The sequence below is a fragment of the Streptomyces sp. PA03-1a genome (genome assembly GCF_033792805.1).
Classification (GTDB): domain Bacteria; phylum Actinomycetota; class Actinomycetes; order Streptomycetales; family Streptomycetaceae; genus Actinacidiphila.
Genome location: NZ_JARAVO010000094.1, coordinates 1 through 13,706 on the forward strand (window position 1 = coordinate 1; position 13,706 = coordinate 13,706).

Here is a 13,706-nt window from a genome sequence, read left to right on the forward strand (position 1 = left end):
AGATCCGGGAGACGGCCGACTGCGACAGGCCCGCCTCGGCGGCCATCGACCTCGTCGACCAGTGCGTGGCGTTCTTCGGGGTGGTCTCCAGCGTCTTGATGATCACTTCTTCGACCTGCTCATCGGTGATCTTCCGCGGGGCACCAGGGCGAGGCTCGTCGGTCAGCCCCTCCAGCCGGTCACGGACGAACCGACCCCGCCACCGGCTGACGGTATGCGCCTCCACATCCAGCCGGGCAGCCACGTCCTTGTTCGACGCCCCGCTCGCGCACTCCAGCACGATTCGACACCGCAGTGCCAGGGCCTGCGAAGACGTCCGGCGCCTGGCCCACCGAGTCAACGTCGCGCGCTCATCGTCGGTCAGCACCAACTCGGCCTTCGGCCGTCCCGTCCTCGCCATCCGCCCATCATGACGAACCACCACCGACTTACGCAGCGAAACAACGACTCAGGACACTAGATGATTCATTCCAAGGGGTAGCTGCGCAGCCGGAGCGAGGATGTCCACGCGCGGATCCGGGCACCACGACCCCTTGGGATGGGGGCGACTATGCCGGACGGGGTAGCACCTGGTTTTCGTCCGTCACCTCGTACACGTCTATCCGCAGCATACGGCGGACATGGGGCGGGACCCGCTCGGCTGCCTTCACGGAGGACGTCGGCACGACCAGGGCGAACCGGCTGGTCGTGGTCTCGTCTGTCATTCGCCGCAGGAGCTGACCGTAGGCAATGTCGGCGTCGACGCCTTTCTCGCTGGTGCGGCCCTTTGCCTCACAGATCAGACGTTCTTCACCGCGCACGGCTTCGATGTCTGTCCAGCGGTCGGAGGGCGTGACCGGAGTCCACCCCTCGGAGACCAGCCACCGTCGGAACGCGTCGGTCACGCGGTCTTCGTCGCTGGTCCGGGCGAGGAGCTTGCGCACGGCCTCCAGGTCGGAATCCCGGTTTCGCCGCAGCCGGCCTCGGCTGTCGGCGTCGAGGTCCCCAGGCCGGATCACCACGAGTCGCAGTCCGCGCGCTGGAATCTGGCTGTCGCGGCGGGCGTCGTACATAGCTCGCTGTTCGCCGCGATGCACGCCGCTTACGGTGAGTTTGTCGGGTTTGTCGAAGTGCGGAACCGGCTGGTCGTGCTGGATTTCCCGGTACTCGACCACCAGATGGTGGCCGGGCCAGAAGGCATCGACTGGCAGTTTGGCCTCTCGGCCACTCGTGCCAGGGTCACCAAGCAGCCAGTCGAACTTGTGCTGCGTGAGCGCTGCTTCCTCAAGGACCTGGTTGCACAGGTCGACCACGTACGCTTCGTCGCTGTCGTCTCTGCTCACGTCTCGGGATGATGGCACCTGCCACTGACACTGCCCAAGGGCTGTGAGATCTCAGAGTCTCTGCCGGGCCATGCGGCAAGTCAGCGGGTCGATCAACGCGACCATCAAGGGAAAGTTCGACCTCGAACAGAACGGGGGCATACGCCCTGGCAGCGTCATGCAAGATCGATTCCAAGTGATTGGCTGGCTGCGCGCATGAGACGAGGGCATCCAACGTCAGGGCGGTTGCCCGGTGCAGCACCTGGGGAGGTGCAGAAAGGTAGGGGAGTCATCTGGGCACCGGCAGTCGACGAGGCGGGCTTTGAACGGGCCAGCCGCGCCGAGTCCCCCCACCCACACCACGGGCAGACCGCCGACCCTGTCCTCCGTGCCCAGGCAAGTTGAACCGGAGAGCTAACTCACGAACGACACCGTGCCTCGCACCGCGGGCCGGTGCGAGCGTCTGCTGAACAAGTTGGAGGACTGCCCCATGAGCAACACCCACACGCCGCACCTGGACGCCACCAGCGGCACCATCACCGTCGGCGTCCTGGTGAACGTCGTTATTGACCTCGACAAGTGGAACGATGGCTTCGGCGGAAAAGGGCAACGGCCGCGCCGCCGTTGAGGAGGTGCAGTACTACCTGATCAAAATCGTCGAAGACGCTGGGCACGGCGTCACCTGCACCGGCGCCTCCACCCTGGTGATCGTCCACGTCCCCAAGTCCAGGGAAGACTGATGGCCGCCCGAGTCGCCATGCGACCCCTCACATTGGCTGCCTGTCTCGTCCGCAGCCTCAACAGCCACCTGCACGACCCGGCCGCCCCCCGGACCCTGCAGAACCCGTGGACCCGCGAGCGGGCCCAGGAATGGGCGGACTGCTGGAACCAACCCCGGGAGCCCATCCGCATCGACGGCCACTCCCACCCGCGGATCTCCGTTCCCAACCCTCCGCCGGCAGAACTCCAGGTCGACGGCGAGACCCTGCACCTTGCCCACTACGGCACCGGGGGGCGCACTACAGCCGCACACCCCCTCCCGTGAAATGACCCCCCGAGCACTGAGGGGGACTTTCGAACGTGCGAGCGGGGAAGTTGACGCCGCTGGTGGGAAATTACGTGACGTTCCACAATCTGGAGAACGATGCGCGGTTGAAGAAGGGCCTGACGTCACGACTCCCGCTCGCCTAATCGGCCTGGGAGGCCTTCCCTGCCCCCGCGAAAACGCCCGACGGGTGAATGGTCATCGGTGCTTCCACAGCGCACGGAGACGCAGCACCTCCACGGTCCACTCACTCCGGAGAGCCGCATCCGAGAGGGGAACGTCCCGGTCGAGAGAGAAGGCAACGTGCCGGTACAAAGGATGAATTTCACCGTCTCCCACGACGAGAAGGCTCGACAGTAGGGGTTCGTCGGCCGGAGTGTCCCGGTCGACGGCGACGAGGATCTCGCCCTGATCATCCGGGTGAAGACGCGGGAGGGCGCTTTCACCCAGTCGCCGCCGTAGGTCACCCCATGTTGTGAGGGACTGGCTCCGAGCGGTCTGCTCCAACAAGGAGCGGACAGCGGAGGCAAGATGGAGAACTTCTGACCGGGAGAGCCCACCGTCAGCTACGGGCTCGTTCTCAAACGGATCACCGGTTGAGGCAGGCTGCTCGGCCTCACGTCGCGCTTGAAGGTGGCGCTGCCACCTGGCGAGCCCCTTCTGGTCAACGTCGGACAGAGTGACGCGTTGACTCAAAGCCTCCGCTTCCACTACGAGGGCAGCCAAGCCGTCGATACTGATGGTGTCCTTCTCTTCCCGCATCTGGTGGATCAGACGCCGACAGCGTTTGAGAAGCGCCGAGGAGCGGTTGGGCTGCTGAACACCTACCCACGTCCTCATCTCCGCAACGATCGCCTGATTTCGGTGCTGGGCCGCAGGAGACAGCTGTGTTCTGTAGATGGGGTTGGCCATCCGGTAGATTTCCTCCGCCCGGTCGACATCAAGCACCCGCTGTGCCTCTCTGAACTGATTGACGAGCGAGTCGAATCGCTCGGCCGCAGCATCCTTCGGCGACTTGGGAAGGGTCCCTTCGGTCGGCTGCGACGAGAAGTCGGGCGTGGTCATGGCCGGCGGCAAAGTCGGCTGCGGAGGCTCGGGCATCCCTGCCCCTGCAACAAAGGCTGGCGGAGAGGTGAAGCTGTCCTCCGTTGCCCTGATGGCCTGGAACAGGAGCTGAGCGTGATGACTCAGTGAATCAGTCTGATCTTTCGGCCATTCGGCGTGGGCTGCGCCTTTGGCATTGGCGGCTTGGTGAGCATCGAGGCGCACCCGCGCCTTTTTCATGGCCTTCGACAATCTCGCGTAGTGCGGGCCACTTGTCGCACGCAGCAACTCTTGCCCACGTGCCAAAGCTCGAATGAGTTCTAGCAGGCCTTCTTCCGACACCCCTGGGCGTCGCGAATCGTTCCTAACCTGCTGCTTCTTGGGTCGTGGGGGCGTTGCGGGTTCGGATGCGCGGCCATCGGCACCGATCTCAAGCCGGGCCGGGATCATGCGGACACGCACCACGCCGTGGGAGTCGTAGGCGCGATCCTTCTCTCGGTCGCACCAGAGTCTCAGGGTGACCTCATCGGCAGGTGGCTGGAGCCCGACCTTGCGGATGATCGTCTTCATGTCCGGCAGCGGACGGCCACCTGAGTCCCGCACCAGAGCCGAGAGGACGGGCTTGTCCGGGGTGGCAGGACGATCCACTGCAACGAGAAGGTCCTGGCGCTCACTCGGAGACAGCCGGACCAAGTTGATCTTCGCAATCGTTCCCAGCGTGCCCCACGTCGTGAGGGTGCGCCGCCTGGCGAAGTCTTCCAGCGCCTTGCGAACCCGGTTCACCATTGCTGGATCCGGCCCTGCGGAGGCACTAGTACTCGATGATTGCGCTGAGCTGGTTGGGTGGGAAGCGGTCGCCGTCTGTCCCGTGCGCTGGGCGGGAACAGGGACATCAGACGTTCGCCGTTCCGGTTGGGGAAGAGCGACGCCTGGGCGCCACAGACCAGTGCGTTCTGCCTCAATGCCGCCGAGCTGAACGACGCCATCGGCGCGCACCGCCCACTGCACGCCGTCCTGCGGATCGAGATCGGTGAGGAGGAGACGGGCTACTCCATACAGCCGGTACACGTACCGCTCGGTCGGCATAGGGACGTCATGCGGGAGGGACACGTGCGCTCGGATGATCCGGCTGCCGGCGGGCTTCACGTCCGCGGTGATGATGTAGCGGCCTTCGGCCGCGAGCGGCGAGTGCTTGGGCGTCGGCGCCTTGGCGTCGATGGCGAAGACGATCTGGTCGGCGCGCAGGGGGAATGTGGCGGGCCGGACCCAGGCTCCTTTGCCGCGCTGGATCGCGGTGCCGTCGCTGAGCAGCTCCTCCAGCACCGGCGTGACGAGCCCGTCGGGGGTGAGTCGGCAGTCGTCAAGTGCTGACCAGGCAACAGGCCGGTCGGCGCGCTCGACACCGATCAAGACACGCCGGCCCGAGCCGTGCGTCTCGCACTTCACTCGGAATGCGTAGCCCTGCCGTTGCAGCATGTTGGCCGAGATCGGCCCTTGGGTGCCAAAAAACCAATCCATCTGCTCAGAGGAAGTGCTGAGTTCCTGTTCGGCCCGGTACCAGGTCCGATAGTCCTGGAGGCAGAGCTGGAAGCGCATCTGCTGGCGGGTCTTCGGGAGCCACAAGTCGACCGCATCGCCTGGGCCGGTTCCGAGGTTGCGAAGCTCGGCTTGAACGCGGTGTCCCTGGGCTCTGAGCCAGGCGGTCAGATCCCTCTTGATGAAGAGATGATCCGCGCTGTCGTCGCCGTTCGCGACGCGATGACAGACGGGAGCCGTACCTGTGTGGTCTGGGTAGTGGGCGAAGTGGCAGACCTTGGTCTCGTACCGCTTGGTCATCAATTCTCCACCACAGCCGCCGAGCAGCGTGCCGCACCAGAATCGCTTGCCTTGGAAATGGTGGCGGAACCGATCGAGATTGTGCGGTTCTTCGGGGAGGATGACTGGCTGATCCGATTCCTTCGTGTCGATGACGGCAGTCTGAACGAGCCGGGTGTCGACAACAGCCATGACGCGCTCCAGTGGGCGGGCGTGAACGGTTCTGGGCGTTGTGCGTGGGGGAAGGGTGGTTGCCACCCGGCGTTGTGGGGTAGCGGCAACCAGCAGCGGTTATGGGTCAGGATAGGACTCCTCGGGCGGGACCGGGGACTGCCCGGCTCCATCCGTCACCGTGGACGATCTATCCACTGCTTGTCGGCCTCGCGGGCCGGTTTACCGTTCCGAGTTGTAGATCACGGTCTACTTCGTGAGCGTCGCATCCACTTCGTCTGCGCACGTGCCAGTACTCGAGCACCGCCCGCAGATCACGTGCTGCAACGGTGCGGCTGGTCAGGATCCGACAGTTGGCAGGGTGAAGCGCGCGGTGACGGCGGTGGTGGTGATGTTGTAGAAACGGCCCCCCTCAGGACTGAACGGGTTTGCGAGTTCGTGGACGCGGATGCGGGCCGGATCCTTAGCATGGGTGACGAACAGGATGGTGTATTGCTCTCCGTCCTTCAGATTTTGGGCCCGGCGGATTTCCGAAGAGCCGAGGATGAAGGAGGGGTCGTCACCGCTGGTGGCTTTGGCCTCGAAGTAGTGCCGCCCCTGCGGGGTCTCGATGACGAAGTCGTAGCCGAGGATGTCGCTTCCGATGCCGTCGCCGTACTCCTCTGCGCGGGTGCCGGAACGCCAGGACTGCCGGGGCGGCACGCCGTAGTGGTGTTCGATCCACTTGCCTGCGGCGATCTCGCCGAGGTATCCGATGGTGGCGGTCTCCTCAAGGTCAGGGCCAGTAACGCTCACCCGTCGGCCGGTGTCGGACCCCGTATGGCGGGGGTGGGATGCGACAGGAGTGCGGCGGGGTGCGGGCAGCGCCGTGCTGCGGGTGGCGAGACGGGCGGGGGTCAGGGCCTTGGCGATGGCTGCGCCCAGGGTCCGCCGGTCGGCAGGTGTTGTCGGAGCGGTCCCGGCACTCGGGCTGGTGGTCGTCGCTGGTGGTGGTGTCCCTGGAACGGCCGAGGTGCGGGGGCCAGGAACGGGAACTGGCCCGGGTGGGGTTGCAGTGCCAGGGACCGGCGCTAGGCCCGGTACGGTCGTGGTGCCAGGAGTGGGCGTGTGGGCAGGGACGGCGGGAATCCAGGTAGCCGGCATGCCGGCGGGCAAGTGGCCGTGTGCGTGCAGCCACGAGGCGAGGGAGGCCGTGTTCAGAGCGGTGAAGTCGGTGGTGCCGTCCGCGTGCATGCCCTCCACCACTGCCTGCACTGGGGGCATCTGGTGAGGGGCCGCACTGGTGCCACCGCTGCGCTGCCATTGGCCAATTCGCAGTTCCAGGCTCCGCAGCGCATCGGGGAGGAAGGCGAGGTTGGTTGCGCGGAGTTCGGCGAGCGGTCTGGGCGGGGGTGGGGTGTGTTCGCTGCCGGTGGTGGGCAGATGGCGCTTGGCCCAGGCGTCGGCGCGGGCTTCCAAGACGGTAGGGGGCAGATCCCAATAGGTGTCGGCCCAGGCAGGGTCGGGCTGCCGCAGGCCGGGGAGTTCACGCAGGCGCAGGTAGCCGGCCAGGTCCTCGCCGCGAGCATAGACAGGCCAGAAGGCGTCGCGGACGCGGCCGACGAGGGTGTCCTCGTGCTTCTGCAGCCACAGGTTCACCCGCCGCTGGTGGCCGTCAGTGTTGTGTAGGGGGTCGAGGTTCGCGGCGCTGCGGCGCTTGTTGGCGTCCGCGAGTGGGATTTTCAGGGCGCCTAGGGCGTCGGGCAGTTCGTCGTCCAGATGGGCCAGGACGTCGTCCGCGGCGTCCGGGAGGTGCCGGGTGAGCCAGGTCGCAAGGTCCTCGGGAGCGGCGAGGGTGTGGCGCTGGTCGTGGAGGGTGGCTGCGAGGCTGGGGTCGATGCAGGCCAGCAGGTTGTGTAGGCGTTCGATGTGAGCATGGGGGTCGCTGGCAGCGAGCACCTCGTCGAGCTTGGTCCGGGTGATGGCGAGGACCTCGGCGACGTCGTCCAGGGTCGTGCGGTCGGGCTGCTCTGGGTTCTTGCGGAGCAACTGGAAGAGGCGGACGCGGAGCCTGTCCGTCAGGTCGGGTGCTCCCACTAGGGCGGCAAGGGCGTCGCAGGCGGATTCCAGTGTGTCCCACAGGGTGCGGGCGCTGGGGTGTACGGCGACGATTCGCGGCGCTGGCCCGTCAGGATCGTGGAGGAAGGAGTGGGGCCGGTAGTCGGGCGGGACGAGATGTTTGTCGATGAGGATGCGGCTCTCGCCGGCTTGGACGAGGTGGGCGGTGGCCAGGCGCCTGCGGGCCCGGGCGAGGCGTTGGGCATGCTGAGCTGTGTCGACGCCGCTCTGCCATTCCAGCAGACCGAGGATTAGGGCGGTAAGCCACGGGCCGGCGGCATCCGGCAAGGGGTTGCTGTGGGCGACCTTTATAGGAACACCGTCGACCTCGGCCTCGATAGCCGCATCGCGAGTGGCCTTCAGTTGGCCGTCGGCGCCGTCCCCCAGATGGGTCTGGATCCGTTCGGCCAGGGGCGTGCTGCGGATGGCTAGCAGCGCCACCGGCGCCGCGCGCAGCGAGGTCTCCTGGACCTTGCCGTCCCGGTGGGGGGTGTAGATCATCTCCTTGCCCAGAGACGCAAGGCCCAGGGTGCCGCCACGTTCCACGACCAGGCGTTCGGGGGTACCTACGGCGTTGGAACGGCGAGAGGCAATGGCCGGCAGCAGGTCCTGCCAGGCGTCCTCATAGGCGCTGCGGATGGCGTGGCGGGTCTGGGCCGCAGTGGAGTCGGGCAGGTCGGCGACAAGGCCGGTCAGGTAGGCGAGGCGGTCCGCGGCGGTGCGCTCGTCGTTCCACAGCCTGATCCCCAGAGGCGTCAACCGCTGCAGGACCGTTGGGGTGACCAGTGAGCGCAGGGCTGGCGGCTGGGCGGGCAGGAAGGCGGGCACCTGGCCGTTCGTGATCACCCACGCTTTACGCAAGGGAACGAAGGAGATGGCGTCACGGCGGCCCGGGGTGGTCTGGGGGAACCAAGGCTCCGTGGCCAAGAACGCCGCTGCCGGGCTGGGCCAACGCACACCGTGGAACCCCTCCTGGTCGGTCCTCTTGAAAACGGTGTACAGGTACTCGGCGGGCCAGCTCTGCACTGCATCCAGCAGGAGTTCTGCCAGTCGCCTTCGATCGCGCGGCGCGAGGGAAGTGTGGGCGCTTCCACCCGGCATCGTGTACAGCTCACCGGCCCGGTACAGCTTCCTGATGTAAGCGCCCCGTTCTGCTGCCGACACCCCTTTGATCCAGGCAAGCCGTTGTTCGGGCGTAAGTACGCCCTGACCCCAGAATGTGTTGGGCCCAGGGCCGTGGAGTTCGCGACCTCTGCACTCCAGGCGCCCGCCACTGACAAGGTTGGGCTGCCAGCCAGAGCAGACCCCGGCGTGCCGCAGGAAATCACGCACTTCTTTGACCCCGACCCCGGCGTCAACCGCTTCTGGCCCGAGCAGGATCCGGTCCTCCAGCTCCCGCAACCCCGCCGCGCGTTCGACGGCCCCTTGTAGGAATCTGGCAGGCTCTTCCTCGCCCCACTCGGGTCCGAAGACCGCCTGTGGAGCAGGGATCCAGCCCTTGCGTACTGGCACCAGGAGCTCCCGCAGCTCCTTGGGAGTCTCTCCTTCCGCCGGCCGCATTCGCCAAATGCGCAGCGCCACGTGCAGGCACCCGGTGAGCGTCGCGGGATCGGTGTACATAGCCATCAGTTGCGTGATGATCCGCAGCAGCACGCCGGAGCTGTACTCGCGGGCCAGCTTCGCCCGGATCATCCACACGCGGGTTGTATCGCTGAGCGGAACTTTGGGATCGACGACCGCGATACGCGCGGCAAGCCGCCGAGGCAGAGCCCCCAGCGGATCTTCCGTACCTGCGGCACGCCTCGGCGGGAAGAACACCAGCCGCCCTCCGTCGGCAGCGGCCAAGTCTCCACCGGCGCAGATGAGCAGTTCCTGGTGGAGCAGCAGGGCATGGTTGACCGGGAACAGGGCGGCCAGGTCGCCGTAGAACCCGGCCCACTGCTCGGGTGTGGCGCTCCCGGCCCAGTGGCGCGCAACAATCTGTGCCCATCCTGCGAGGGCTTCCGCCCCAGGGGCCAGAGTGCTGCCGCATGCTCGGACCAGGCTCTTCAGCCGCTCGACGCGCACCTCCTCCACCGCTGGGTCGATGAGGTCGGCCACACCGGCGGCGGCGGCCGCGTCGGCGCTGAAGAACTCGGTGTCACCGAACCACTGCTTGGCCCGCATCACAGGAATGCGCCTGTGGCCCGGCCCGCGTGTCGGCACTAGGCCAAGTTCCCCCAGCGGCACGCCGGCCTGCTCGCAGGCGCTGGTCAGTTCGGGCAGGTATGAGTTCTGCCAGCACATGAGATCCAGCAGCGTGCCATCTGCCAGATCCAGCTCCTTGCCCCGCACCAGTGCCGCCACGCGGGCGCAGGCATCAATCGCCTGGGTGATCAATGCCCGATTCCATGGGTTGTCTGTCTTTAGCGTGCGCCGTGCCAGGTCGCTGTCGAAGGGCGCGTTGAGGAAGCCGCCGAGCGGTTCCCCTGCCTCGGGCGTCATCGGCAGGAAGCTGTACATACGTCCTGCGGGCAGCGGCGCGCCTTCGGGGACGGCGATCTGGACCTGCCCGCCGCCTTCCCACTTCTTAAGCGCGTCGTCGACCGTTCCCTCTTCCAGACCTTCGCGGGCGGCCTCGGTCAGCACAGCGGGATCTACGTCGGCGGTGACCACGACGAGACGCTGCCCGTCGCGGATGGTGATCTCCTCTACCTGCAGCCCGTCACGGAACAGCACTGCAGTGACGTCCCGCAGGTACTGGCGCGAGTCGACCCCGGCAACCTCACCGTCGACGGTCACGGTGATGGTTCCCAACCGTGCCAAGAACAGCTCGAACGGTGCGTCCGGGTCTTGCATCTGGACGATCTGCCGTCGAGCCTCCCCCAGCTCCCACGGTGAGCGCAGCGGCAGCCGCACCACGGTGCTGTATCCGCGAGCGGCGAAGTCCTCCACCTGCGGCGGAAGCTCGTCCACCGGAACGGTCACTCGCAGCGCGCTGACGTTCTCACGCAGCTCATGCCCCAGTCCCGCCTCATCGGGGGCGAGCTGCGAGGCAATTGCATCGAAGTCCTCAGGCCGGGCGAAGCGGAAGCAGAACCCATCGAAGACCCCTGAGCCCGGGCGCGAGGCGCTGTACACCTCGGGGGCGTCACACAGCTGCCGCACGCTTTTGAAGCCGACGCCCTTGTGGCCGATGTTCGTCGCTGGGTCCTTCGAGCTCAGCCCCAAACGGCAAATATCGCGGAAGTCCTCCGCCCTCAACGGGTTCCCGTCGTTGGCGACATACAGAACGCCGTACGCACCCTCGTCAGGGCGAAGCCTGATCTCCGCTCGGCCGTCGCAACGGTCGGCCTGGTGAGCGTCATGGGCGTTCTGCAGCAGTTCGATCACGGTCCGCCCGGCATAGGCCTTGCGTACCGTCCCTTCCGCGACGCCCTTCAGCTCGCGTGCGTCCGTCTGCCCCAAGCTACGGCTCGCCAGGTACAGTCGCGCCTGGTTAAGCCCCTGGGCCACCACCAGCCGACGCCAGTTCTCGATTGCTTTCGCCTCCCGCGCCACGCCGCTCACCCGCGTTCTCCTCCCCCGGCGGCCTCCCCCGGGTACCCCGCCCACAACCGCCGCCGAGCCGGCATGATACGCCCGCCTCTCATCGGACACTCCCGCGCCAAGTACGGGGCTGACTAGGGAGATCTGCCGTTCCAGGCTGGCAACCAGCCTGCGGGCTAACGGCGGCACCACCGACGTCGTTGCGTACGCGCACCTTGTCGGCGTCCCGGTGTAAATCATGTGGCCCTAAGGTGCCGCGCGGGACTGACCGGCCGATGGCAGCTTTCCCACACGCCGCACCTGCCAGTGCTGCACACTGACCCGCAGAACCGGAAAGGTGCCGCCATGACCCAGCAGACTGCTTCCAGCGAGCCCAACGAGTCCACCATCGAGCGCGTGAAGAGCTTGTACAGGAAGAACAAGACGACCATCTACGCCATCGGCGCCGTCGCTGGCGTCGTGGCTGGCGCCGTGCTCAGCACGCTGGCGAAAGAGCGGTACACCCCCGAGCCCATGGAGTCCGACGAGCTCGCGGAGCCCGAAGAGACCGAAGAGCTCGAAGAGACGCCCACCACGGGACGCTGCAATGACGGTTCGACGTCGGATGCGATCGGCAAGCAAGGGGCCTGTTCTCACCACGGCGGCGTAGCACGATAGTTGGGGGAAACCGAGAGCCCTAGACTTCCAGTAGAGCCCGCCCGGTCTGAAGCCCACTGCCTACAGCAACGCGTTGGGACGCGGCCTGCCCGAAGGCGCTGGTGCACCGCGGGTGGGAGATCGGCCATGCGGCCGCGTCCTCCACGGTGCGCAGCGACCCGGTGGCCTTGTCGGGGTCCTGGTGGCTGGTTCACCCGCACCCGGCGCCGTCGAAGACCCGCATCCACTGCACGCCGGCCTCCCGCCCCCGGCTTAAGGTGCCCGCGTTGTAGGCCACGGCGCTCTTGGCGAGCGTCGCCGACTCCGCCCCAAGGAGGGGCAGGGGCGCAGTAGTAGCCAGTCCGGCCTCGCCGAAACCGCTGCCCAGCGGACAACAGCCTCCTATGCTGATCCGAAGGATCAGCATGCAGCTGAGGGGGGCTGGTGGTCGACGGCCCAACTCCTGACCGGCACTTCGTCGAGCTGGACGACGAGGTCTACCAGGCGCTGAACCGACTGCGGACCCCATTCGACAGAACGATCAACGAGGTACTCCGACGCCGGTACGTCAAGAGCCGCCCAAGCGGGACCCCCTTCACGGGCTCGCGCCTATCGAGCAGCCCAGCACCATCCGCTGCGCACTCGGGCTCCGGAAACGGAACGAAGCAGCAGTATGACGACAAACTGCGTGACCTGCTGGTGGACGGACGCCTGCGCCCAGGCCAGCGTCTCGTGTGGCGCCGACCCAACTCGGCTACGGAGTACGTGGCCTACGTGACAGCTGATGGCCGCCTGCGACTGCAGGACGGTCGTATATGCGACTCCCCCTCTGGCGCTGGCCAGCTTCTGACCGGCGGCTCGGCGAACGGATGGAAGGAGTGGGAGACCGAGGACGGCAATCCCATCTCTTCTCTTCGACGCAGTTGACCCACCTCGTCAACGCGCCAGCCTTATTGCAACCGTGTATGAAGTCTTATCGGAACTACAACGTGCATGCCATCGCGGTCGACGAGGATGGCGCGGGGGGACGTGGCATCGGCCGGCCGTACCGGACAGCGCGATCGCGCCACAGGCTCCCAGTGCCGCGCTCAATCCAAGCGGTGGAAGCACCTGATGGGTCCTTGGTCCGGATCGCGAGCTCGGGACCGAGACGCCGGTGATGCCGAGTTCCTCGCGGAGTCCCCTATGCTCGCCAGGCGGTTGATATGAACAGTCTATTTGGGGGGCACGCAGCCACATGGCCGACGAGATCAAGTACGAGTACAAGACCGTGAAGGCAGTTCGCGGCACCGACAGTTCGGTGATCTCGAGGATGCAGAAGGATGGCTGGGAGCTCGTGGAGCAGTCCCAGGGCATGCTTCGCTCCTCCCTAAACTTCCGTCGGCCGAAGAAGCCACTGCCGCGGCTCTTGATCGGCACGGCGGCCGCCGTCGCCGTGATTCTGACCATCGTCATCGGCACGGCCGCTGCACTCAGTGGCGAAGGTGAGAGGAAGAACGAGTCAGCCAACTCGACGGCCGCTGCGAGCAAGAAGCCTTCCACTACGCCGACTCCGACCGCGGCCAAGTCGGCTGCCACCCAGGTGATCACGCCTCAGAACAACCCGGAGTTCGCGGCACTGCTGAAACTGGACTATTGCGACGACGCGAACCTGGACTTCGCGATCAGGCACGAGGGCCAGACGGTCGCCTTCAACGGCTCGATCGTGCACATGGAGCCTCACGGTAACTATGACACCCGCTACGACTTCCTCCTGGGCCCAGGCGACAAGGGACCGAACACGACGGCCGGCCCGGCCTTCAAATACGAGGACGTCAACATCTCCGACCTGAAACTGACCGGCAAGAAGATCCCCGCCAACGTCGGTGCGGGCGACAAGTTCCGCTTCGTCGCCGAGGTGGGCGAGTTCAACGCGGACCAGTGCCTCTTCCACCTCGACCCGGTCTCGACGGAAGTCCGGTAGTCAAGATGGGCAGCTGCGTCATCACGGACCAGCGCGCCCGTCCGATGAGCGCCGCCATCCACGGCTTGGCGGAAACGTCCCCAACGCTCTGGCGATGCGCTGCTCC

General features: G+C 66.4%; 10 protein-coding genes. 6 read left to right on the forward strand and 4 right to left on the reverse strand.

The window, feature by feature from the left end:
* Both PV341_RS21700 and PV341_RS21705 read right to left on the reverse strand, forming a co-directional pair.
* Nucleotides 1-400, reverse strand: a 400-nt coding sequence (locus PV341_RS21700) for a helix-turn-helix domain-containing protein (protein WP_500358748.1), incomplete at its 3' end; no start/stop codon positions are given.
* Nucleotides 401-548: 148 nt separating this feature from the next.
* A complete protein-coding gene (locus PV341_RS21705) occupies nt 549-1,322 on the reverse strand; it encodes a hypothetical protein (RefSeq protein WP_500358749.1) in 774 nt (257 codons plus the stop codon).
* A 469-nt stretch (nt 1,323-1,791) separates the two neighbouring features.
* Between PV341_RS21705 and PV341_RS21710 the strand changes: the two genes are divergently transcribed.
* From PV341_RS21710 to PV341_RS21720, 3 genes are read left to right on the forward strand one after another with little or no spacing between them, the layout of a single operon-like run.
* Nucleotides 1,792-1,929, forward strand: coding sequence for a hypothetical protein (locus tag PV341_RS21710; protein ID WP_500358750.1), 138 nt, complete (start codon nt 1,792-1,794; stop codon nt 1,927-1,929).
* On the forward strand, nt 1,889-2,041 hold the full coding sequence (locus PV341_RS21715) for a hypothetical protein (protein WP_500358751.1): 153 nt from the start codon (nt 1,889-1,891) through the stop codon (nt 2,039-2,041). The genes PV341_RS21710 and PV341_RS21715 overlap by 41 nt, the downstream gene beginning before the upstream one ends.
* Nucleotides 2,041-2,346, forward strand: a complete 306-nt coding sequence (locus PV341_RS21720) for a hypothetical protein (protein WP_500358752.1) — start codon at nt 2,041-2,043, stop codon at nt 2,344-2,346. The genes PV341_RS21715 and PV341_RS21720 overlap by 1 nt, the downstream gene beginning before the upstream one ends.
* A 198-nt stretch (nt 2,347-2,544) precedes the next feature.
* On the opposite strand, the gene PV341_RS21725 is transcribed toward PV341_RS21720, so the two are convergent.
* Together PV341_RS21725 and PV341_RS21730 are read right to left on the reverse strand one after the other, a co-directional pair.
* Nucleotides 2,545-5,397: a hypothetical protein gene (locus tag PV341_RS21725; protein WP_500358753.1), complete on the reverse strand. Its 2,853-nt coding sequence runs from the start codon at nt 5,395-5,397 to the stop codon at nt 2,545-2,547.
* Nucleotides 5,398-5,715: 318 nt separating this feature from the next.
* Nucleotides 5,716-11,022, reverse strand: coding sequence for a sacsin N-terminal ATP-binding-like domain-containing protein (locus tag PV341_RS21730; RefSeq protein WP_500358755.1), 5,307 nt, complete (start codon nt 11,020-11,022; stop codon nt 5,716-5,718).
* Between the two features lie 324 nt (nt 11,023-11,346).
* Here PV341_RS21730 and PV341_RS21735 point away from each other — a divergent pair, with 324 nt between their 5' ends.
* The 3 genes from PV341_RS21735 to PV341_RS21745 all read left to right on the forward strand — a co-directional run bounded on the left by PV341_RS21735 (nt 11,347) and on the right by PV341_RS21745 (nt 13,600).
* A complete protein-coding gene (locus PV341_RS21735) occupies nt 11,347-11,658 on the forward strand; it encodes a DUF3761 domain-containing protein (RefSeq protein ID WP_500358756.1) in 312 nt (103 codons plus the stop codon).
* 423 nt (nt 11,659-12,081) lie between these two features.
* On the forward strand, nt 12,082-12,564 hold the full coding sequence (locus PV341_RS21740) for a DUF4357 domain-containing protein (protein ID WP_500358758.1): 483 nt from the start codon (nt 12,082-12,084) through the stop codon (nt 12,562-12,564).
* Between the two features lie 310 nt (nt 12,565-12,874).
* Nucleotides 12,875-13,600: a DUF4839 domain-containing protein gene (locus PV341_RS21745; protein ID WP_500358759.1), complete on the forward strand. Its 726-nt coding sequence runs from the start codon at nt 12,875-12,877 to the stop codon at nt 13,598-13,600.
* Nucleotides 13,601-13,706 lie beyond the last annotated feature (106 nt).

What these genes read in the sequence shown, in the direction of transcription:
- PV341_RS21725 (WP_500358753.1), bottom strand. Translation starts at nt 5,397, where the DNA reads ATGGCTGTTGTCGACACCCGGCTCGTTCAGACTGCCGTCATCGACACG.
- PV341_RS21710 (WP_500358750.1), top strand. Translation starts at nt 1,792, where the DNA reads ATGAGCAACACCCACACGCCGCACCTGGACGCCACCAGCGGCACCATC.
- PV341_RS21715 (WP_500358751.1), top strand. Translation starts at nt 1,889, where the DNA reads ATGGCTTCGGCGGAAAAGGGCAACGGCCGCGCCGCCGTTGAGGAGGTG.
- PV341_RS21745 (WP_500358759.1), top strand. Translation starts at nt 12,875, where the DNA reads ATGGCCGACGAGATCAAGTACGAGTACAAGACCGTGAAGGCAGTTCGC.
- PV341_RS21735 (WP_500358756.1), top strand. Translation starts at nt 11,347, where the DNA reads ATGACCCAGCAGACTGCTTCCAGCGAGCCCAACGAGTCCACCATCGAG.
- PV341_RS21720 (WP_500358752.1), top strand. Translation starts at nt 2,041, where the DNA reads ATGGCCGCCCGAGTCGCCATGCGACCCCTCACATTGGCTGCCTGTCTC.